18 protein-coding genes are annotated in these 19,357 nt (G+C 59.9%); 8 read left to right on the forward strand and 10 right to left on the reverse strand.

Annotated features, from left to right (window positions below; genetic code table 11):
• Positions 1 to 11: 11 nt before the first annotated feature.
• Genes mnmG through ACR0DO_RS07710 form a run of 4 tightly spaced genes read left to right on the forward strand, consistent with a single transcriptional unit; the run spans position 12 to position 4,201 of the window.
• Positions 12 to 1,880, forward strand: a complete 1,869-nt coding sequence (gene mnmG, locus ACR0DO_RS07695) for a tRNA uridine-5-carboxymethylaminomethyl(34) synthesis enzyme MnmG (protein ID WP_480557645.1) — start codon at positions 12 to 14, stop codon at positions 1,878 to 1,880.
• Positions 1,877 to 2,491 carry a 16S rRNA (guanine(527)-N(7))-methyltransferase RsmG gene (gene rsmG, locus ACR0DO_RS07700; RefSeq protein WP_480557647.1) on the forward strand — a complete coding sequence of 205 codons (615 nt, stop codon included), beginning with the start codon at positions 1,877 to 1,879 and terminating at the stop codon, positions 2,489 to 2,491. The genes mnmG and rsmG overlap by 4 nt, the downstream gene beginning before the upstream one ends.
• Positions 2,484 to 3,287 carry a ParA family protein gene (locus tag ACR0DO_RS07705; protein WP_170334297.1) on the forward strand — a complete coding sequence of 268 codons (804 nt, stop codon included), beginning with the start codon at positions 2,484 to 2,486 and terminating at the stop codon, positions 3,285 to 3,287. The genes rsmG and ACR0DO_RS07705 overlap by 8 nt, the downstream gene beginning before the upstream one ends.
• 20 nt (positions 3,288 to 3,307) lie before the next feature.
• Positions 3,308 to 4,201 (forward strand): ParB/RepB/Spo0J family partition protein, encoded by an 894-nt coding sequence (locus ACR0DO_RS07710; RefSeq protein ID WP_480557650.1) that lies wholly within the window; start codon positions 3,308 to 3,310, stop codon positions 4,199 to 4,201.
• Here the strand turns inward: ACR0DO_RS07710 and ACR0DO_RS07715 are convergent.
• The 4 genes from ACR0DO_RS07715 to rph are packed head-to-tail and all read right to left on the reverse strand — an operon-like array spanning position 4,191 to position 7,016.
• Positions 4,191 to 4,544, reverse strand: a complete 354-nt coding sequence (locus ACR0DO_RS07715) for a YbaN family protein (RefSeq protein ID WP_480557652.1) — start codon at positions 4,542 to 4,544, stop codon at positions 4,191 to 4,193. The two genes, ACR0DO_RS07710 and ACR0DO_RS07715, sit on opposite strands and share 11 nt — an antisense overlap.
• 3 nt (positions 4,545 to 4,547) lie before the next feature.
• A complete protein-coding gene (hemW, locus tag ACR0DO_RS07720; RefSeq protein ID WP_480557654.1) occupies positions 4,548 to 5,702 on the reverse strand; it encodes a radical SAM family heme chaperone HemW in 1,155 nt (384 codons plus the stop codon).
• Entirely contained in the window at positions 5,692 to 6,306 is a 615-nt protein-coding gene (gene rdgB, locus ACR0DO_RS07725; protein WP_480557656.1) for an RdgB/HAM1 family non-canonical purine NTP pyrophosphatase, read from the reverse strand. The genes hemW and rdgB overlap by 11 nt, the downstream gene beginning before the upstream one ends.
• Positions 6,303 to 7,016 (reverse strand): ribonuclease PH, encoded by a 714-nt coding sequence (gene rph, locus ACR0DO_RS07730; RefSeq protein WP_480430059.1) that lies wholly within the window; start codon positions 7,014 to 7,016, stop codon positions 6,303 to 6,305. The genes rdgB and rph overlap by 4 nt, the downstream gene beginning before the upstream one ends.
• A gap of 112 nt (positions 7,017 to 7,128) precedes the next feature.
• On the opposite strand from rph, the gene hrcA reads away from it, so the two are divergent.
• Together hrcA and ACR0DO_RS07740 are read left to right on the forward strand one after the other, a co-directional pair.
• Positions 7,129 to 8,193: a heat-inducible transcriptional repressor HrcA gene (gene hrcA / locus ACR0DO_RS07735; RefSeq protein ID WP_480557658.1), complete on the forward strand. Its 1,065-nt coding sequence runs from the start codon at positions 7,129 to 7,131 to the stop codon at positions 8,191 to 8,193.
• A 10-nt stretch (positions 8,194 to 8,203) separates the two neighbouring features.
• The gene (locus ACR0DO_RS07740) at positions 8,204 to 8,767 is read left to right on the forward strand and encodes a nucleotide exchange factor GrpE (RefSeq protein ID WP_170444723.1); all 564 of its coding nucleotides are present in this window, start codon (positions 8,204 to 8,206) and stop codon (positions 8,765 to 8,767) included.
• A 58-nt stretch (positions 8,768 to 8,825) separates the two neighbouring features.
• Here the strand turns inward: ACR0DO_RS07740 and mutS are convergent, their stop codons facing one another.
• Entirely contained in the window at positions 8,826 to 11,441 is a 2,616-nt protein-coding gene (gene mutS / locus ACR0DO_RS07745) for a DNA mismatch repair protein MutS (protein WP_480558165.1), read from the reverse strand.
• A gap of 159 nt (positions 11,442 to 11,600) precedes the next feature.
• Between mutS and ACR0DO_RS07750 the strand changes: the two genes are divergently transcribed.
• Both ACR0DO_RS07750 and ACR0DO_RS07755 read left to right on the forward strand, forming a co-directional pair.
• Complete coding sequence (locus ACR0DO_RS07750) at positions 11,601 to 13,865, forward strand: NADP-dependent malic enzyme (RefSeq protein WP_480557660.1); 2,265 nt, start codon at positions 11,601 to 11,603, stop codon at positions 13,863 to 13,865.
• On the forward strand, positions 13,862 to 14,731 hold the full coding sequence (locus tag ACR0DO_RS07755) for a ribokinase (protein ID WP_480557662.1): 870 nt from the start codon (positions 13,862 to 13,864) through the stop codon (positions 14,729 to 14,731). Before ACR0DO_RS07750 ends, ACR0DO_RS07755 begins: the two co-directional genes overlap by 4 nt.
• Here ACR0DO_RS07755 and msrA read toward each other — a convergent pair.
• From msrA to ACR0DO_RS07780, 5 genes are all read right to left on the reverse strand, one after another.
• Positions 14,728 to 15,399, reverse strand: a complete 672-nt coding sequence (gene msrA, locus ACR0DO_RS07760) for a peptide-methionine (S)-S-oxide reductase MsrA (RefSeq protein ID WP_480557664.1) — start codon at positions 15,397 to 15,399, stop codon at positions 14,728 to 14,730. The two genes, ACR0DO_RS07755 and msrA, sit on opposite strands and share 4 nt — an antisense overlap.
• A gap of 96 nt (positions 15,400 to 15,495) precedes the next feature.
• Positions 15,496 to 15,780, reverse strand: a complete 285-nt coding sequence (locus ACR0DO_RS07765; RefSeq protein ID WP_170404801.1) for an SCP2 sterol-binding domain-containing protein — start codon at positions 15,778 to 15,780, stop codon at positions 15,496 to 15,498.
• 64 nt (positions 15,781 to 15,844) lie between these two features.
• Positions 15,845 to 16,888 carry a M48 family metallopeptidase gene (locus tag ACR0DO_RS07770; protein WP_480557666.1) on the reverse strand — a complete coding sequence of 348 codons (1,044 nt, stop codon included), beginning with the start codon at positions 16,886 to 16,888 and terminating at the stop codon, positions 15,845 to 15,847.
• A gap of 3 nt (positions 16,889 to 16,891) precedes the next feature.
• Positions 16,892 to 17,959 carry a YjgN family protein gene (locus tag ACR0DO_RS07775; protein ID WP_480557668.1) on the reverse strand — a complete coding sequence of 356 codons (1,068 nt, stop codon included), beginning with the start codon at positions 17,957 to 17,959 and terminating at the stop codon, positions 16,892 to 16,894.
• 140 nt (positions 17,960 to 18,099) lie between these two features.
• Positions 18,100 to 19,323, reverse strand: a complete 1,224-nt coding sequence (locus tag ACR0DO_RS07780; RefSeq protein WP_170444704.1) for an argininosuccinate synthase — start codon at positions 19,321 to 19,323, stop codon at positions 18,100 to 18,102.
• Positions 19,324 to 19,357 lie beyond the last annotated feature (34 nt).

The following is a 19,357-nucleotide window of genomic DNA, read 5'->3' on the forward strand; positions in this document are numbered from 1 at the left end:
GAGTGTTTCACGTGAAACATTCGAAGTTCGATGTTGTTGTAGTTGGCGCCGGTCATGCCGGAACCGAAGCCGCACATGCTGCCGCACGGATGGGGGCCGAGACGGCTTTGGTCACTCTGTCCGCATCAGATATCGGCGTGATGTCCTGCAACCCGGCCATCGGAGGTTTGGGGAAAGGGCATCTGGTACGCGAGATTGATGCGCTGGACGGTGTCATGGGCCGGGTTGCGGATCAGGCAGGCATTCAGTTCCGCCTGCTAAACCGTCGCAAGGGCCCAGCGGTGCAGGGTCCCAGAACCCAGGCGGACCGTGCATTGTATCGGGCTGCCATGCAAGAAGAGACGCAGGCGCAGGATCGGTTGACGGTCGTAGTGGGCGAGGTGGTCGACTTTCTGATGGACGGGCTCAGAGTGGCTGGAATCAGGCTGGCCGACGATTCCGAAATCCACGCTGGTGCAGTTATCCTGACCTCGGGGACCTTCCTGCGTGGCATTATCCATATTGGCGATGTTTCCCGGCCGGGCGGGCGAATGGGGGACCGGCCCTCAGTCAAGCTGGCGGAACGCTTGGACAGTCTTGATTTGTCGATGGGGCGTTTGAAAACAGGGACACCGCCAAGGCTGGACGGTCGGACAATTGATTGGTCCGATCTCGAACGTCAGGACGGGGACGACGATCCTACGCTGTTTTCATTTCTCTCCACCTCGGTTGTTGCGCCGCAGATTTCCTGCGGTATCACGCATACAAACGCCCGCACCCATGAGATCATCGAAAGGAACCTGTCCCGCTCCGCCATGTATGGGGGGCATATAGATGGGGTAGGGCCCAGATATTGCCCTTCGATCGAGGATAAGATCGTTCGATTTGCGGAAAAGGACACGCACCAGATATTTCTGGAGCCTGAAGGGGTTGATGACCACACGATCTATCCGAACGGAATTTCAACGTCCTTACCTCAGGATGTGCAGCAGGATTATGTGCGCTCAATCAAGGGATTGGAGAAGGCCGAAATCCTGCAACCGGGCTACGCGATTGAATATGACTATGTCGATCCCCGCGTTCTGACATCGTCGCTGTCCTTGCCAGATGCACCTGGTCTATATCTTGCGGGCCAGATCAACGGTACCACAGGATATGAGGAGGCCGCAGCGCAAGGCCTAGTCGCCGGACTTAACGCCGCCCTGTCCGTTTTGGGTCGCGATCCGGTTCATTTCACCCGGGCCGACAGCTATATCGGCGTGATGATCGACGATCTGACTACGCGCGGTGTAGCCGAACCGTACCGTATGTTCACCTCAAGGGCAGAATTCCGACTGTCTTTGCGCGCGGATAATGCGGATCAGCGGCTGACACCCTTGGGCGCGAATCTCGGATGTGTCGGAGAGGAACGCCAAATTCGGTTCGGCGAAAAGATGGAAAAACTCACTGCCGCCAAATCCATGCTGACCAATCGCACATATACGCCGAAAGAGGTGCGCGCCGTTGGAATCAACGTCAATCAGGATGGAAACCGCCGGGATGGGATGGCGCTTCTGGCGTTTCCCGACGTTTCCTTTGATGATCTGGTTCCCCTTATGTCGGAATTGGAAGAGGTTGAAACGGATATCCGCCTTCAAGTCGAGCGGGACGCGCTTTATGCGAACTACATTGCGCGTCAGCAAAAGGATGTCGAAGCGATGAAACGCGATGAATCCTATGAAATACCGCGGGACTTCGACTATTCTGCGCTGGAAGGTCTGTCATCCGAGATGAAACAGAAGCTTTCTCAGGCCCGGCCGGTGAACATCGCTCAGGCCGGGCGCGTCGAAGGGGTGACACCAGCCGCACTTACGTTGCTGTTGGCCAAGTTGAGGCGCGGGCAAAAGGTACGCAAGGCATGAGCCATGAGATCTTTGATGGTTTGAGTGTTTCACGTGAAACATTCGAGCGGCTCGAGACCTATGTAGATCTGGCGCAACGCTGGAATCCCAAGATCAATCTGGTATCCCGCAACAGTTTAATGGACATCTGGACGCGGCACATTCTGGATTCCGTACAGGTTTACCGCTGTGCAGATGTGTTCAAAACCTGGGTGGATTTGGGCAGCGGGGGCGGGTTCCCCGGTATGGTCTGCGCAATCATGGCCATAGAAGAAGCGCCAGAATCCAAATTCACATTCGTGGAAAGCGATCAGCGCAAATCGGCGTTCTTGCGCAGCGTGGCACGGGAATGCGGCGCAAATTGCACTGTCATTTCAAAGCGAATCGAAACCGTGGAGCCGTTGCAGGCAGATGTCTTGTCTGCGCGGGCGCTTGCCGATCTTAAGGTATTATTGTCATTTTGTGACAGACATTTAGGAAAAACCGGTATTGCTTTGTTGCCGAAAGGTGCAAGCTGGAAAAAAGAGCTGGAAGCCGCACGCGAGGAATGGAAATTCGAGTGTGAGCCGATTACAAGTTTAACTGAACCCCAAGCTGTTATCCTAAGGATCAAAGGAGTATCGCGTGGTTGATCTGTCTCGTCCCTCAGGGCCCCGGATAATTGCGGTTGCCAATCAAAAGGGTGGGGTGGGAAAGACGACGACGGCGATCAATCTGGCTGCAGGTCTGGCCGAAGCCGGGTGCAGGGTGTTGGTTGTCGACCTTGATCCGCAGGGCAATGCATCAACCGGTCTGGGTGTCGAGGACCGGGATTGGACGACCTATGATCTGATCCTTGACGATGCCCCGCTAGAGGCAGTGGTACAAGAGACTGAAATCGAAGGTCTTTTTGTGATCCCCGCGACCGTCGATCTGAGTTCAGCAGATATCGAACTGATTTCCAACGAAAAGCGCAGCTATTTACTGCATGATGCGCTGCGGCAGACGCCAATCGACAAGTTCGAGCTGGATTTTGTGCTCATCGACTGCCCACCATCGTTAAATCTGCTGACCGTTAACGCCATGGTCGCGGCCCATTCCGTTCTGGTACCGCTGCAAAGCGAGTTCTTTGCATTGGAAGGCCTGTCCCAGCTGATGCTGACGATACGAGAGGTCCGCCAAACCGCGAATCCGGACCTGAGAATCGAAGGTGTTGTGTTGACCATGTATGACAACCGCAACAACTTGTCCCGTCAGGTCGAAAAAGACGCGCGTGACAATCTGGGTGAGATGGTATTTAAAACCAAGATACCCAGAAATGTGCGGGTCAGTGAGGCGCCGTCTTACGCTTTGCCGGTTCTGCAGTATGACTCGGGGTCGTTGGGAGCCATGGCGTATCGGCATCTGGCGCGCGAAGTCATTCATAAGAATAAGAAAGCCGCCGCCTGAGCGGCAGTGAGGAGGGCTCAGTGGCCGTCAAGAAATCAAAACCCCGAGGTTTGGGCCGCGGATTGTCGGCCCTGATGGCAGATGTGACGCAGGAAGCTGAAGGTCTGGTTCCGGTAGAACCTCGTCGACCGGACATGAAAGTCCCGATTGAAAAGCTGCGCGCCAACCCGAACCAGCCGCGCCGGACGTTTTCGCCGGACCAACTGGACGAGCTTGCTGCCTCGGTCAAAGAAAAGGGCATCATTCAGCCGCTGATCGTGCGCGAAATCAACGGCAGTGAATATGAAATCGTCGCAGGTGAGCGCCGCTGGCGGGCTGCCCAAATGGCGCAGCTGCACGATATTCCGGTGATCGTCCGCGAATTTGACGATACCGAAGTGCTGGAAGTCGCGATTATTGAGAACATCCAGCGCGCAGACCTGAATGCCGTCGAAGAGGCGGCAGGTTACAAGCAACTGATGGACCGGTTCGGGCACACGCAGGAAAAACTCGCCGAAGCGCTGGGTAAAAGCCGCAGCCATATCGCAAACCTGCTGCGGTTGTTGTCCCTGCCGCTGGATGTGCAGACGCTGGTGATTGAAGGAAAGCTGTCCGCAGGCCATGCGCGGGCGCTGATTACGGCGGAAAACCCGTCTGAACTGGCAAAAATCGTTGTGCGGGATGGGCTTTCGGTGCGCGCGACCGAGGCACTGGTGAAAAAACAGCAGGGTGATCCGGCCAAGTCTGCGCCACGGTCCAGAAACCTGGATGCGGGCAAGGATGCGGACACGCGGGCGTTGGAAAAGGACCTTTCCGCGATCCTGGCGATGAAGGTTGTGATCAACCACAAGGCCGGAACCGAAACCGGTCAGGTGGTGCTGACTTATGAAAACCTGGATCAGCTGGACGATCTTTGCGCCAAGCTCAGCCGTTAGGACGGGTCCAGATAAAGATCATCACCGCGCTCAGCACCACGGCCTGAATGATCAGGACATGGGAGGGCAGGGCCAGCAGGACAGACAGCCCGAACACGGCGGCGATCGAAAGGGTCGCCGCCTTTTTTGCGCCTGGACGAATGGCGCCAGAGCTTTGCCAATCGACGATCAGCGGCCCGAATGAGCGATGCGTGACCAGCCAATTATGCAGGCGCGAGGACGAGCGGGCGAAGAAGAACGCCGCCAAAAGCAGAAACGGCACCGTCGGCAACAGCGGCAGCACGATGCCCACCATCGCAAGCCCGACGCAGATCAATCCCAGAATGGCCCAGATATATTGCATCAATTATCCCAACAATTCCCGGATCACCGCATTCAGCACGGCGCGCCCGTCTTTGGTCGCAACCAGCCGCCCATTTGTCTGTTCGATCATGCCAAATTCGGCCAGATCAGAAAGCGTGTCCCGTGGCAGAGCTTGGTCAGACAATGCGTTGAACCTATCAATATCTAGTCCTTCAGCAACCCTTAAACCCATCATAAGGTATTCATTTGCCTGATCTTGCGATGAAAGTGCGGCGCGTTGTTTTTCTCCGGACCCGCTTTCGACTGCGTTCAACCACGCTTTTGGAGACAGATAGGTTTCGGTTGCCAGTTTTCGACCGTTCAGTGTGATGCGCCCATGTGCCCCGGGCCCGATACCGACATAATCGCCATAGCGCCAATAGATCAGGTTGTGCTGCGATTCCGCGCCGGGCCGGGCGTGGTTCGAAACCTCATAGGCGGGCAGGCCGTGCGCCTCGCAGATCTCTTGCGTGGCCAGATACATGTCGGCGGCGCTGTCATCCTCGGGCAGGCCACGCAGCTTTCCGATGGCATAGCGGTCGCCGAATGCAGTGCCATCCTCGATGGTCAGTTGATACAGCGACAGGTGATCGGCGGTCATCGACAGCGCCTCGGTCAGTTCCGCGCGCCAGGCATCCAATGTCTGATGCTGGCGGGCGTAGATCAGGTCGAAACTCACCCGGTCGAAACAAGTGCGGGCAATGTCAAAGGCGGCGCGGGCCTCGGCCACGGTGTGAATGCGGCCCAAGCGGCGCAGGTCTTCGTTATTCAGGGCCTGTACACCCATCGAGATGCGGTTGACGCCAGCATCGCGATAGGCGGCAAAGCGACCGGCCTCGACCGAGCCTGGATTGGCTTCGAGCGTGATTTCCATGTTATTGGCCGGGCGCCAGAGGGCGCGGGCTTCATCAATTACCGCAGCAACGGTGTCAGGCTCCATCAAGGATGGGGTGCCGCCGCCAAAAAAGATGGTGTTCAGAACGCGGTCAGGCGTTTCAGCGGCCGATCGCTGCAACTCACTCAAATATGCGTTAAGCCATTGTTTTTGATCAATTTTACGGGATACATGGCTGTTGAAATCGCAATAGGGGCATTTGGCCTCGCAAAAAGGCCAATGCACATACAGGCCAAAGCCCCCGTTGCGCCAATCATCCGCCAAAGCAGCCTTTCACGAACATATCCACCGCGCGGCCGCGATGGCTGATCTTGTTCTTTTCCCAGCGATCCATTTCCGCGAAGGTAACGTCGTACCCGTCCGGGACAAACATCGGATCATAGCCAAACCCGCCTTCGCCACGGATCGGCCAGACCAAGTGGCCGGGGGCGATGCCTTCGAACACCTCGTCATGGCCGTCCGGCCAGGCCAGAACCAGCGTGCTACGGAATTGTGCGGTGCGGGGATGGGCGGCGTTCTTCGCCTCCAGCTCATTATGCGCGCGGGTCATTGCCATCAGGAAATCACGGCCATTGCCGGTTTCGGCCCAATCGGCGGTGTAGACGCCGGGTGCACCGTCCAGCGCGTCGATGGTGATGCCGGAATCGTCCGACAGGGCAGGCAGGCCGGTCGCCTTGGCCGCGGCATGAGCCTTGATCCGGGCGTTGCCGACAAAGGTATCCTCGGTCTCTTCCGGTTCGGGCAGGTTCATCTCTGCCGCGCCAACAACGGTCACGCCAAAGGGTTCGAGGAGATGCGCCATCTCCTCGAGCTTGCCTTTGTTATGCGTGGCCACCAGCAGCCTGTCGCCGTCGAACTTGCGGGTCATGCGGTGGCGGCTTTCTGTGCGGCGGCCAGTTCAGATACGCCTTTTTCTGCCAGATCCATCAGCTGATCCATCTGCGCGCGGCTGAAGACGGAACCTTCGGCGCTCATCTGAACTTCGATCAGTTTGCCGGAACCGGTCATGATGAAGTTGCCGTCGACGCCAGCTTCGCTGTCCTCGGGGTAGTCCAGATCCAGCACCGGCTGACCTGCGTAAATCCCGCAAGAAACAGCCGCAACAGGGTCTACCAAGGGGTCAGAGATCACGTCACCTGCCTTCATCAGCTTGTTCACCGCCAGGCGCAGCGCCACCCAACCACCGGTGATCGAGGCGCAACGGGTACCGCCGTCGGCCTGGATCACGTCGCAGTCGACGGTGATCTGACGCTCACCCAGCGCAACCCGGTCCACGCCGGCCCGCAGGGCGCGGCCGATCAGGCGCTGGATTTCCACGGTACGGCCGCCTTGTTTGCCGCTTGCGGCCTCACGCCGCATCCGGGTGTTGGTCGCGCGGGGCAGCATGCCGTATTCGGCGGTGACCCAGCCCAGGCCCGAGCCCTTGATGAACGGCGGCACGCGATCCTCGATCGTGGCGGTGCACAGCACGTGGGTGTCGCCCATTTTGATCAGGCAGGAACCTTCGGCATGTTTGGTAAAGCCCGTCTCGATTGAAACGGCGCGCATTTCGTTTAGATCACGTCCTGAGGGTCGCATGGAAAATCCTTTGTTTGCTGGGTTGGGGATAACGCCCCGCGGCGTTACGATGCAACCCCGATTGACCTTTCATCTGCCTGCGATTTAATGACGACCCAGCAGGGGACCGCCGATGAGCGAAGCGAGCAAAATTCTGAACGAGATGAATGACCGGTCGCGTGAAGTGTTCCGGCTGATCGTCGAAAGTTATCTGGACAGCGGTGAACCTGTTGGCAGCCGCACCCTGACCCGTACTTTGTCGGAAAAGGTCAGCGCCGCGACGGTCCGCAACGTGATGCAGGATCTGGAATTTCTGGGCCTATTGGATAGCCCTCATGTCAGCGCGGGGCGCATTCCGACGCAACAAGGGCTGCGGATGTTTGTCGACGGGTTGTTAGAAGTCGGCGATCTGGGCGCGGATGATCGGCAGAAACTGGATGAGACATTAGGCTCTAACGCGGGCGATGTGGGCGGGATGCTGGACCGGGTGGGGTCGGCATTGTCACACGTGACACATGGGGCCTCGCTGGTTTTGACGCCCAAGCATGAATCCGAGATCAAACATATCGAGTTTGTCTCGCTGGCCCATGATCGTGCATTGGTGGTTCTGGTGTTTGCCGATGGACATGTTGAAAACCGCCTGTTCACGCCACCACCCGGGCAAACACCCAGCTCGATGCGCGAGGCGGCAAATTTCCTGAACGCGTTGATCGAGGGGCGCACGCTGAGCGAAGTGCGCCGTCAGATGCAGACGCAGATTGATGCCCGCAAGCAAGAGATCGACGTGCTGGCGCGTGAAATGGTCGAAAGTGGCATGGCCGCCTGGGACGGGGACGGGGGCGACTCGGCCCGTCTGATCGTGCGGGGGCGGGCGAATCTGCTGCATGATCCTGCGCAGGAAGAGGAACTGGATCGCATTCGCACGCTGTTTGACGATCTGGAACGCAAACGTGACATCGCAGAATTCCTCGAATTGACCGAAGAAGGCGAAGGTGTGCGCATTTTTATCGGCTCTGAGAACAAACTTTTCTCACTTTCGGGTTCCTCTTTGGTGGTGTCTCCATATATGAACGCTGATCGAAAGATAATTGGTGCGGTCGGGGTCATCGGACCCACGCGTCTGAATTATGGACGGATCGTGCCGATCGTGGATTATACGGCGCAACTGGTCGGCAAGCTGATATCCGACCGGAGCTAGAGGGTAAGAGATGGCAGAGCCCAAGAACGAAGAATTTCTGGACGATATCGCAACCGCCGAGGCGGAACAGCTGGCCGAAGAAATCGCGGAATTCAGCGATGAAGCGCTGGAGCTGGATGAGCTGCGCGCCGAGCGGGACGATTACAAAGACAAGTTCATGCGCGCGCTGGCCGATGCCGAGAATGCGCGCAAACGCGGCGACAAGGCGCGCCGCGATGCGGAACAATATGGCGGGTCGAAACTGGCGCGTGACATGCTGCCGGTCTATGACAACATGAAACGCGCGCTTGAGGCCGCGACCGATGAGCAGAAGGAAGTTGCCGCCGGTCTGTTGGAAGGGGTCGAGCTGACCATGCGCGCGCTGAAAGACGTGTTCCAGAAGCACGGGATCGAGGTGATCACGCCCGAAGTTGGCGACCGCTTTGATCCGAATGTGCATGAGGCGATGTTCGAAGCCCCTGTCCCGGGCACCCGTGCCGGTGACATCATTCAGGTCTCGGCCGAAGGCTTCATGCTGCATGACCGCTTGCTGCGCCCGGCGCAGGTGGGTGTGTCTTCGACGCCAGCCAGCTGATTGGCTTCAAAGAAGCCAAGCCTTCGGCGAGAGTATTTTTGAAAAAGTGAAGGGGCGGTCAGGATCTGGCCGCCTCTTTCAGTTTGTAGATCAGGTCCAGCGCCTCGCGCGGGGTCAGTTCATCCGGCAGAATCTCGTCCAGCATATCGGTGACCGGTGAGGCTTTGGGTGCGGGGGGCGGAGGTGGCGGGGCCGCCGAGAACAGGGGCAGGTCGTCGATCAGGGCCTTTTGCTTGCCTCCCTCCCGCTCGGTTTTTTCCAGTTGATCCAGAACGACGCGGGCGCGGTCGACGACCGAAGCGGGCAGGCCCGCCAGCTGTGCGACCTGCACCCCATAGGACCGGTCGGCGGCGCCTTTGTGAACCTCGTGCAGGAAGATCACCTCACCTTCCCATTCCTTGACGGCGACTGTGGCGTTGTCGACGCCCTCAAGATTACCGGCCAGCGCGGTCAGTTCGTGGTAATGCGTGGCGAACAGCGCGCGGCATTTGTTGGCGGCGTGCAGATGTTCCAGCGTGGCCCAGGCGATCGACAGGCCGTCATAGGTGGCGGTGCCGCGGCCTATTTCGTCCAGAATGACCAGCGCGCGGTCATCGGCCTGATTGAGGATCGCGGCGGTTTCGACCATTTCGACCATGAAGGTCGAGCGGCCACGGGCCAGATCGTCCGAGGCTCCGACTCGGCTGAACAGCTGGCTGACCACGCCGATATGGGCCTGCTCGGCGGGGACGTAGCTGCCCATTTGGGCGAGTAGGGCGATCAGGGCGTTCTGGCGCAGGAAGGTCGATTTACCGGCCATGTTGGGACCGGTCAGAAGCCAGATTGCCGCGCCCTGATCGGCGCTGAGGTCGCAATCATTGGCAATAAATGCATCCCCGCTTTGCTGGCGCAACGCGTGTTCGACGACCGGGTGGCGGCCACCCTGAACATTGAAGGCGCGGGATGCGTCCACTTGCGGGCGGCACCAGTTTTCTTCGCGTGCCAGATCAGCCAGCGCGGTGGTCAGATCCAGTTCGGCCAACCCCCTGGCGGCTTGGTTGAGGCGGGCGGCGAGGGTCAGAATTTCGTCAGAAAGCCTTTGATAGAGCCGCTTTTCAATCTCCAGCGCCAGATTCCCGGCGTTCAGGATGCGGGTTTCGATTTCCGAAAGCTCTACGGTGGTGAACCGCACCTGATTGGCCGTGGTCTGGCGGTGGATATAGGTTTCGGAAAACGGCGGGTTCAGCATCTTCTCGGCGTGGGTGGCCGTGGTTTCGATGAAATAGCCCAGCACGTTGTTGTGCTTGATCTTCAACGAGGTGATGCCGGTATGTTCCGCGTATTTCTGCTGAAACCCGGCGATGACCGAGCGGCCTTCGTCGCGCAGGGTGCGGGCCTCGTCCAGTTCGGTGTCGAAACCGGGGGCGATGAAGCCGCCGTCGCGGGCGAGCAGGGGCGGTTCGGCGACCAGGGCCTCGTCCAGCAAGTTCAGCAGATCGTCAAAGCCGACGAGGTTTTGCAGGGCGGTCGCCAGCAGAACCGGCAGGTCCTGACCTTCGCAAATCCCGGCGATCGCTGCGGCCTGGGTCAGCCCGTTGCGGATTGCGGCCAGATCACGAGGGCCGCCGCGGTCCAGCGACAGGCGAGACAAGGCGCGGTCCAGATCGGGGGTTTTGCGCAGCGCTTCGCGCAGGTCCGAGGCGGTGAGGCTGTCTTCGGCGGCAAAACTCACCGCGTCGAGCCGGGCATGGATCACGTCCAGATTGCGCGAGGGGCTGGACAGGCGTTGTTCCAGCAGGCGCGCGCCGCCCGGCGTCACGGTGCGGTCGACCACGGACAGCAATGATCCGGCGCGGCCTCCGGACAGGGACCGGGTCAGTTCCAGGTTGCGGCGCGTGGCGGCGTCGATCTGCACCACACGGTCTTCGGATTCCTTCAGCGGCGTCTGCAACAGGGGCAGTTTGCCCTTTTGGGTGATCTCCAGATAGTCGATCAGCGCGCCCATCGCTGACACCTCGGCGCGACCAAACGACCCAAACGCGTCCAGCGCACCCACGTGAAACAAGCCGCAGATGCGTTTTTCCGCCGCCGTGCTGTCGAAACTGGCGCGTCCGATGGGGGTCAGCGAGATGCCCAGATCGCGGGTGGGTTCGTGCAGCGCGGCCTCAGACCCGTCGGCCACGATCAACTCGGACGGGGCCAGCCGCGCCAATTCCGGGCTGAGGCGGACCGAGGTCAGAGGCATCACGTGAAACGCGCCGGTCGAGATATCGGCCCAGGCCAACGCGGCCTGATCCCGAACCTCGGCATAGGTGGCCAGAAAGTTGTGTCGGCGGGCTTCCAACAGCGCGTCTTCGGTCAGCGTGCCGGGTGTCACCAGCCGCACGACATCCCGCCGAACCACCGATTTAGAGCCTCTTTTCTTCGCCTCGGCCGGGCTTTCCATCTGTTCGCAGACGGCCACGCGAAAGCCTTTACGGATGAGGGTCAGCAGATAACCCTCGGCGGAATGGACCGGTACGCCGCACATCGGGATATCGTCCCCGTTGTGCTTGCCGCGTTTGGTCAGAGCGATATCCAGCGCCTCGGCGGCGTTGACGGCATCCTCGAAGAACATCTCGTAGAAATCGCCCATGCGGTAGAACAGCAGGGCGTCCGCGTGGGCCTCTTTGATCTCGAGATACTGCGCCATCATCGGCGTGACTGTGGACAAGGCTGTTCCCTTCTGGCGTGTTCGGGGGCGACCTTACAAATCCCCCAACCGTGACGAAAGGTGAAAACGCATTGTCGTTGAGGCGCGCCCCGGCCTGCGCTATGACGCATCAGCCCCGAAGTCATGGAAACGACCGAAAAGATGCCCAAAACGAAGATCACCAAAGAAGAGGCGCTGGCCTTTCACCTGGACCCGACCCCCGGCAAGTGGGAGGTGCAGGCCACCGTTCCCATGACCACCCAGCGCGATCTGTCGCTGGCCTACAGCCCCGGCGTCGCCGTTCCCTGCGAAGCCATCGCCGAGGCGCCCGAGACAGCGTATGACTATACCAACAAGGGTAATCTGGTGGCCGTGATCTCGAACGGGACGGCGGTTCTGGGCCTTGGTAACCTTGGCGCGCTGGGCTCGAAACCGGTGATGGAGGGGAAATCCGTCCTGTTCAAACGGTTCGCCGATGTGAACTCGATCGATATCGAGCTGGACACCGAAGACCCGGATGAATTCTGCCGCGCGGTGCGCCTGATGGGTCCGACCTTTGGCGGCATCAATCTGGAAGACATCAAGGCGCCCGAATGTTTCATCATCGAACAGCGCCTGAAGGAAGAGATGGATATCCCCGTCTTCCACGATGACCAGCACGGCACGGCGGTGATTTGTGCGGCGGGTCTGCTGAACGCGCTGCATATCTCGGGCAAAAAGATCGAGGACGTGAAAATCGTTCTGAACGGCGCGGGTGCGGCAGGGATTGCCTGTATCGAATTGCTCAAATCGATGGGCGCGCGGCATGAGAACTGTATCGTCTGTGACACCAAGGGCGTGATCTATCAGGGCCGGACCGAGGGGATGAACCAGTGGAAATCGGCCCACGCGATCACCACCGACCTGCGGACGCTGGAAGAGGCCATGAAAGGCGCGGACGTGTTCCTGGGCGTGTCGGTCAAAGGCGCGGTGACGCAGGATATGGTTGCCAGCATGGCCGACAATCCGGTGATTTTCGCCATGGCGAACCCGGACCCGGAAATCACGCCGGAAGAGGCGCATGAGGTTCGCGTAGATGCCATCGTGGCCACCGGGCGCAGCGACTATCCGAACCAGGTGAACAACGTTCTGGGCTTCCCTTACCTGTTCCGTGGCGCGCTGGACATTCACGCCCGCGCCATCAATGACGAGATGAAAATCGCCTGTGCCCACGCACTTGCCAATCTGGCGCGCGAGGATGTGCCGGACGAGGTTGCGATGGCCTATGGCAAGTCGCTGACCTTTGGCCGCGACTACATCATTCCCACTCCGTTCGATCCGCGCCTGATCCACCGCATTCCGCCCGCCGTTGCCAGGGCCGGGATGGAAACCGGGGCGGCGCGCCGTCCGATCATCGACATGGACGCCTATGAGCTGAGCCTCAAATCCCGCATGGACCCGACCGCAAGCATTCTGCGCGGTCTGAACGCCCGCGCCCGTCAGGCGCAAAGCCGCATGATCTTTGCCGAGGGCGACGATCCCCGCGTGCTGCGCGCGGCGGTGACTTATCAGCGGTCCGGTTTCGGCAAGGCGCTGGTTGTGGGTCGTCCCGAGGACGTGAGACAAAAGCTGGAAGAGGCCGGTCTGGGCGACGCGGTGCGCGAGCTCGAGGTGGTGAATGCCGCCAATACCACGCATCTCGATACCTATAACGACTTTCTCTACAAGCGGCTGCAGCGTAAGGGGTTTGATCGCAAGGACATTCACCGGCTGGCGGCGCGCGACCGGCATGTGTTCTCTTCGCTGATGCTGGCGCATGGGCATGGTGACGGTCTGGTGACCGGGGCCACCCGCAAATCGGCGCATGTGCTGGACCGGATCAATCACGTTTTCGACGCCGACGCGGCGCATGGTGCCGCTGGGGTGACCGCGCTGCTGCACAAGGGCCGGATTGTTCTGATCGGCGATACGCTGGTGCATGAATGGCCCGATCAAAACGATCTGGCCAATATCGCCGAGCGTTCCGCCGCCGTGGCCCGCCACATGGGGCTTGAGCCGCGGGTGGCCTTCGTCAGCTTCTCGACCTTCGGCTATCCGGTATCGGAACGGGCCGAGAAAATGCACCGCGCGCCCGCCGTACTGGACCAGCGCGGCGTCGATTTCGAATACGAAGGCGAGATGACCGTGGATGTGGCCCTGAACGTGGATCAGCAGGCAAGCTATCCGTTCCAGCGTCTGACCGGACCGGCGAATATCCTGATCGTTCCGGCGCGGCACTCGGCGTCGATTTCGACCAAGCTGATGCAGGAAATGGGCGGCGCGACTGTCATTGGCCCGATCCTGTCGGGTGTCGACAAGCCGATCCAGATCTGTTCGACCGTGTCGACGGCGAATGACATCCTGAACATGGCCATCCTGGCCTCGTGCGATATCTCGGGCAAACCATGACGATCTGGAATCTCGGCTCGATCAACGCGGACATGATCTATGACGTGCCGCACCTGCCCGGGCCGGGCGAAACCCTTTCGGCCAATCGACTGGATCGGTTTCTGGGCGGCAAAGGTGCGAATATGTCCGTGGCCGCCGCCCGGGCCGGGGTGCAGGTGGCGCATATCGGCGCGGTCGGGCCGGACGGGCGCTGGGCGCGGGATCGGTTGACGGAATATGGCGTGGACACGCGCCATATCGCCGGGGTCGAAGTGCCCACCGGTCACGCCATCATCGCGGTGGATGCGCAGGGTGAAAACAACATCATCCTGTTTCCCGGCTCGAACCACGCAATCACGCCGGACCAGCTGGGGCAGGCGCTGTCCTCTGCTTCGCAGGGTGATCTGCTGGTGATGCAGAACGAAACCACCCTGCAGGTCGAGGCCGCAAAGATGGCCCGCGCGCTGGGCCTGACAGTCTGTTACGCCGCAGCCCCCTTTCAGGCTAAGGCAGTACAGGCCGTGCTGCCCTATCTGGATTTCCTGATCCTGAATGAGGTCGAGGCCGAGCAGTTGCGCGATGCCACCGGACAATCGGTGACCGACCTGAAGATCGAACACGTGATCGTCACGCTGGGCTCAAAAGGCGCGCGGTATTACCATCGCGGCGAGGCCTCGGATTTTCCCGCCCATAAGGTGCAGGCGGTGGATACCACGGGTGCCGGTGATACGTTCACTGGCTATGTTCTGGCCGGAATGGATCGGGGCATGCCGATGGCGCAGGCAATTGCTCAGGCAAATCGTGCCGCGGCCCTGATGGTCACGCGGCACGGAACGGCGGATGTGATCCCCGACCTCAAAGAGGTGCACGAGGCGCGGTTCGATTAAGACCCGGCAAACGGTGCCGCGCTGCCCCAGAGCTGTTTGACCCGGGCGTCGCGGCCGCAGGCTTTGCGATAGGCTTTGTAGGCGCTGTGCTGGCGCTTGGGGCCAAAGCGGGTCAGGACCAGCTTGGTGCCCTTGTAGTAATCCTGATGATAGGCCTCGGCCGGATAGAACGCGCCCTGCTGCAGGATCGGGGTGACAACCGTTTGCCCCAAAGCGCGCTGCGCATCCGCCTTGGCCTGTTGTGCCAGCGCTTTTTCCCCTGTGTTAGAGACGAAAATCGCCGTGCGATAGCTGCTGCCCCGATCACAGAACTGACCGCCCGCATCGGTTGGATCGACCGAGCGGAAGAACATGTTCAGCAGCGTTTCACGGGAAACGCGGGCCGGGTCAAAGCTGATCTGGACGGCCTCGTAATGGCCGGTGCCGCCTTTGGTGACCTGATCATAGGTCGGGTTGGCAGTTTTGCCGCCGGTAAAGCCCGACACCGCACCAATCACGCCCGGGACGGATTCGAAATCGGATTCGACACACCAGAAACAGCCCCCCGCAACCGTCAGGGTCTCGGTTCCGGCGGCGGGTGCGGGCGCGGCGCGCAGCAGGGCGGCCAGTGCGATCAGCACAAACAGCAGCGTCGGTTTGACAAAGTCGAAATAGGCGATGCGGGTCATGGCAGGGCTCCTTTCGGGATCAGGCTGCCCTGACTTATGCACCGGCGCAATCCGCTGACATGGTTTGTCACGCGGTGGTGAGACGAATTTATCGCCTCAGCCCAATAGTTGCCCCAGCTTCATCGCCACCCCCATATTGCCCGAGATCTTGAGCTTGCCCAATGCCACCCCGGTCATCGGGTTCAGCTTGCCGGTCAGCAGCTTGGTCAGGTTGTCCTGCGAGATGCGGATGGTGCAGTCGGTTTCCTGATCCTGGGTCGAGGCCTGATTGTCGGCCAGCACGATGACACCGTCATCGCCGCAGTCAAATTTCAACGAGCCTTCAAAGCTGCGCCCGACCAGGTTTTTCTGAATACCATCGGCAATAGCGGCAAGTGTCATAGGGTCCCTCCTGTTTCAGCCCAAAGGGTTAGGGGGCAGTCGGGGCGCAGGCAATAGTCTGCGCCTAGTGACCTTGGGTCATGGATTTCAGGTTTTGCTGACGGTCCTCGAAACGGGGATGGGTGCTGAGCCAGTCCATTTCCTGATCGCCGATTTCCTGTTCCAGCAGCTCGAAGAAATCGGACAGGCCGTTGGGATCGAACCCTGCCTTTCGGGCCAGATCAACGCCAAACCGGTCGGCGGCCAGCTCGTGCTGGCGGGAATAGGAGAGGGACAGGATCAAGTTGCCTTCCAGCAGCACCTGTTCCAGCACCGGACCGGTGTCACCCGCCATCATCCCGATCAGTACAAACACCCCGAGCGAGCGGTAAATCTGCGTCAGCCCGTGCTGTTCCGCCACATGCCCGATCTCGTGCCCGATCACCCCGGCCAGCGCATCGGTCGAGACCCGTCGCACCAGATCATCGGTTACCACAATCGTTCCACCCGGCAGTGCAAAAGCATTCGGGCCCATGCCCGGAAGGTCGCGGAATTCCAGAGTGTAGTCGTGGTCTTCGGCCGCGGGACCCAGTGCTGCCAGAACCCGGTCAAAACTGTCCTTTACTTCGGCTTTGTCACTGTCGCTCAACGCGCTGGGCTCGGTCATGATCTGATCCAGCGCCTGCATTACGCCTGCATCAATCGCGGCGACCAGCGGCGGGGGCGTCATCCACACCGCAAGCGCCACCAGCACCGCCAGCCCGTATTTCCATACACCCCAGACCGCGACCAGACAGGCCAGCGTGACAACGATCAGACGGGGGTGAAACTTTTCGGCGTGGTGCAGCCGCGATCCGCTGGTGTCGGCGATCAGATGTTCAAGTGCGGCGTGTTGGTCGGTCAGAAACAGGGTGCCATCGGGGAATTTCACCCGCCGTTCAGTCGCGCCGACGCGGGTCTCGACCGACAGCTCCTCGGGGGTGCAGCGGGTCTGGATTTGGCCCTGTTCGTCAATCAGCCAGACGGTATTGGCGCCCACCGCCAGCCGCACCGGGATCTCGCGCGAGCTGAGAGGCGGATAGGCGCGCCCGTGGACAGGCGCGCCGATATCATCAGGCAGCGTACCCAAAGGTCAGACCGCAATGCCGATATCGAAGCCCTCGATATCTCCGTAAGCGTCGCCAATGGCGCTGACTTGCGCGCTGACATCGCCCACGAAATCATCCAGCGGGCCGGCGGGGATAAAGGTGGTGTGATTGGCCAGATAGCGCACCCGGCGTACATGCGCCCAGGGCAGCATCAGGCCCAGTGTCACGCCGATAACCGCTGCGTTCGACACGGAAATCCACAGCAGACGCAGGGCGCTTACATCCGAATAGAACCGGTGCCCGTCGCCCAGAATGGTGTAGTTGTAGACCGTGTTGCGCACCATGGCGTGATAGATGATCAGCGCTGGCACCATCACCACGATCAGGAAACCGTAAAGCGACAGGATAATCATCAGCGCGGCAATATCCGCGTCGCCACTTTCCAGTGATTTGAAGGCTTCCAGGGTTCCGACATTCACGCCAACAATCGCCAAAAGCGCCGAAAGCCCAACGATCACCCAAAGGGCGGCGCACAGAAATGCCTTGTAAAACGGCCCGATTGGGCTGTCGAAGGACATTTTGGTCTGGCCGAATGTATGCCCGTTCACATGAAACCGCTGGATCGAGCGGGTGACAAACGGCCATGTGGTATAGGCCGTCAGCGCGGCAAGAAAGGGATACAGAAAATAGTTGGCCGCCGCCGACCCCCAACTGCCCTGAAAATCAAACCGGACGTTGGACCAGCTGGACATCCGCGCCTGAAACCGCAGCGAGCGCACCAGCAGGTAGGGGATCAGGAAAATCAGCCCCAAAATCATCACAAGGTTCACCAGCGGGATCGCACCCAGAATGGTGTAGGCGACGATCCCGGCGATCACGATGATCCGCCCGATCAGAATCTGCAGCCCGGTTGCGTGGTAATCAAAGCTGCGTCCGGCGACATAGGTGTTCTGATAGAAATATTTCTTGGTGCGCACCTTGGCCCAGGCGCTGTAGATGCCAAAGGTCAATAGCGACAGCAGCAGGTTGACGATCCAGATGCCGAAATATTCCGAGGCCGATCCCCGAAACTCAAACTCTGCCGGGGGTTCCTGTAGCTGTTCTGCCTGCATGAATGCCTCAATTGGATTGAATGAAAAACGGGCCGGACCTTTGAAGGGCCGACCCGGTCTATGTGTTCAACCAACCGGGCAATTCTGCGGCAAAGTTGCGACCTGTTCGGTCAATTCAACTTTTTCGTGCGGCAGAGCCGTTATTTCAGGCGCTTGTCCCGTGCGGCCAGCAGCTTCAGGCGCAGCGCGTTCAGCTGGATAAAGCCGGCCGCATCTGTCTGATCATAAGCACCGGCGTCCTCTTCGAAGGTCACATGCGCCTCGGAATACAGCGAGTGATCCGACCAGCGGCCCACGGTCGAGGCCAGACCTTTATAGAGTTTCACCTTCACGGTGCCGGTGACATGCTCTTGGCTTTTGTCGATCGCGGCCTGCAGCATCTCACGCTCGGGCGAGTACCAGAAACCGTTATAGATCAGCTCGGCATATTGCGGCATCAGCTGGTCTTTCAGGTGCATCGCGCCGCGGTCCATGGTGATCGACTCGATACCGCGGTGGGCTTCCAGCAGGATGGTGCCGCCCGGAGTTTCATAGATGCCGCGCGATTTCATACCGACGAAACGGCCTTCGACCAGGTCCAGACGGCCAATGCCGTGCTTGCCGCCATATTCGTTCAGCTTGGTCAGGATGGTCGCGGGGCTCATCGCCTCGCCATTGATGCTGACCGGGTCGCCTTTTTCAAAGCCGATTTCGATGAATTCGGGCTCGTTCGGGGCGTCCTCGGGGTGGACGGTGCGCTGATAGACATAATCGGGCGCCATATCAGCGGGGTCTTCCAGAACCTTACCTTCCGACGAGGTGTGCAGCAGGTTGGCATCGACCGAGAACGGAGCCTCACCGCGTTTGTCCTTGGCAATCGGAATCTGGTTCTGTTCGGCAAATTCCAGCAGCTTGGTGCGGCTGGTCAGGTCCCATTCACGCCAGGGCGCAATCACTTTGATGTCGGGGTTCAGCGCGTAGGCCGCCAGTTCGAACCGCACCTGGTCATTGCCCTTGCCGGTCGCGCCGTGGGCGACGGCATCGGCACCGGTTTCTTCGGCAATCTCGACCAGACGTTTCGAAATCAGCGGACGCGCGATCGAGGTGCCCAGCAGGTACAGGCCTTCGTACTGCGCGTTTGCACGGAACATGGGGAAGACGAAATCGCGGACGAACTCTTCGCGGATATCCTCGATATAGATGTTCTCGGGCTTGATCCCCAGCAGCTCGGCCTTCTTGCGGGCGGGCTCCAGTTCCTCACCTTGACCCAGATCGGCGGTAAAGGTCACGACCTCACAGCCATACTCGGTCTGCAACCATTTCAGGATGATCGAGGTATCAAGGCCACCGGAATAGGCCAGAACAACTTTCTTGGGCGCGGACATCTGACTTCCCCTTATGCGTAGAACGCTTGGCCCC

Source organism: Ruegeria sp. AM9, from assembly GCF_056540565.1.

Coding starts and splice junctions, on each gene's coding strand:
- ACR0DO_RS07765 (WP_170404801.1), bottom strand. CDS start 15,780: ATGACACTTGCCGCTATTGCCGATGGTATTCAGAAAAACCTGGTCGGG.
- ACR0DO_RS07750 (WP_480557660.1), top strand. CDS start 11,601: ATGCCCAAAACGAAGATCACCAAAGAAGAGGCGCTGGCCTTTCACCTG.
- ACR0DO_RS07775 (WP_480557668.1), bottom strand. CDS start 17,959: ATGCAGGCAGAACAGCTACAGGAACCCCCGGCAGAGTTTGAGTTTCGG.
- ACR0DO_RS07740 (WP_170444723.1), top strand. CDS start 8,204: ATGGCAGAGCCCAAGAACGAAGAATTTCTGGACGATATCGCAACCGCC.
- msrA (WP_480557664.1), bottom strand. CDS start 15,399: ATGACCCGCATCGCCTATTTCGACTTTGTCAAACCGACGCTGCTGTTT.
- ACR0DO_RS07780 (WP_170444704.1), bottom strand. CDS start 19,323: ATGTCCGCGCCCAAGAAAGTTGTTCTGGCCTATTCCGGTGGCCTTGAT.
- rsmG (WP_480557647.1), top strand. CDS start 1,877: ATGAGCCATGAGATCTTTGATGGTTTGAGTGTTTCACGTGAAACATTC.
- rph (WP_480430059.1), bottom strand. CDS start 7,016: ATGCGACCCTCAGGACGTGATCTAAACGAAATGCGCGCCGTTTCAATC.
- ACR0DO_RS07715 (WP_480557652.1), bottom strand. CDS start 4,544: ATGCAATATATCTGGGCCATTCTGGGATTGATCTGCGTCGGGCTTGCG.
- mutS (WP_480558165.1), bottom strand. CDS start 11,441: ATGATGGCGCAGTATCTCGAGATCAAAGAGGCCCACGCGGACGCCCTG.
- rdgB (WP_480557656.1), bottom strand. CDS start 6,306: ATGACCCGCAAGTTCGACGGCGACAGGCTGCTGGTGGCCACGCATAAC.
- hrcA (WP_480557658.1), top strand. CDS start 7,129: ATGAGCGAAGCGAGCAAAATTCTGAACGAGATGAATGACCGGTCGCGT.
- ACR0DO_RS07755 (WP_480557662.1), top strand. CDS start 13,862: ATGACGATCTGGAATCTCGGCTCGATCAACGCGGACATGATCTATGAC.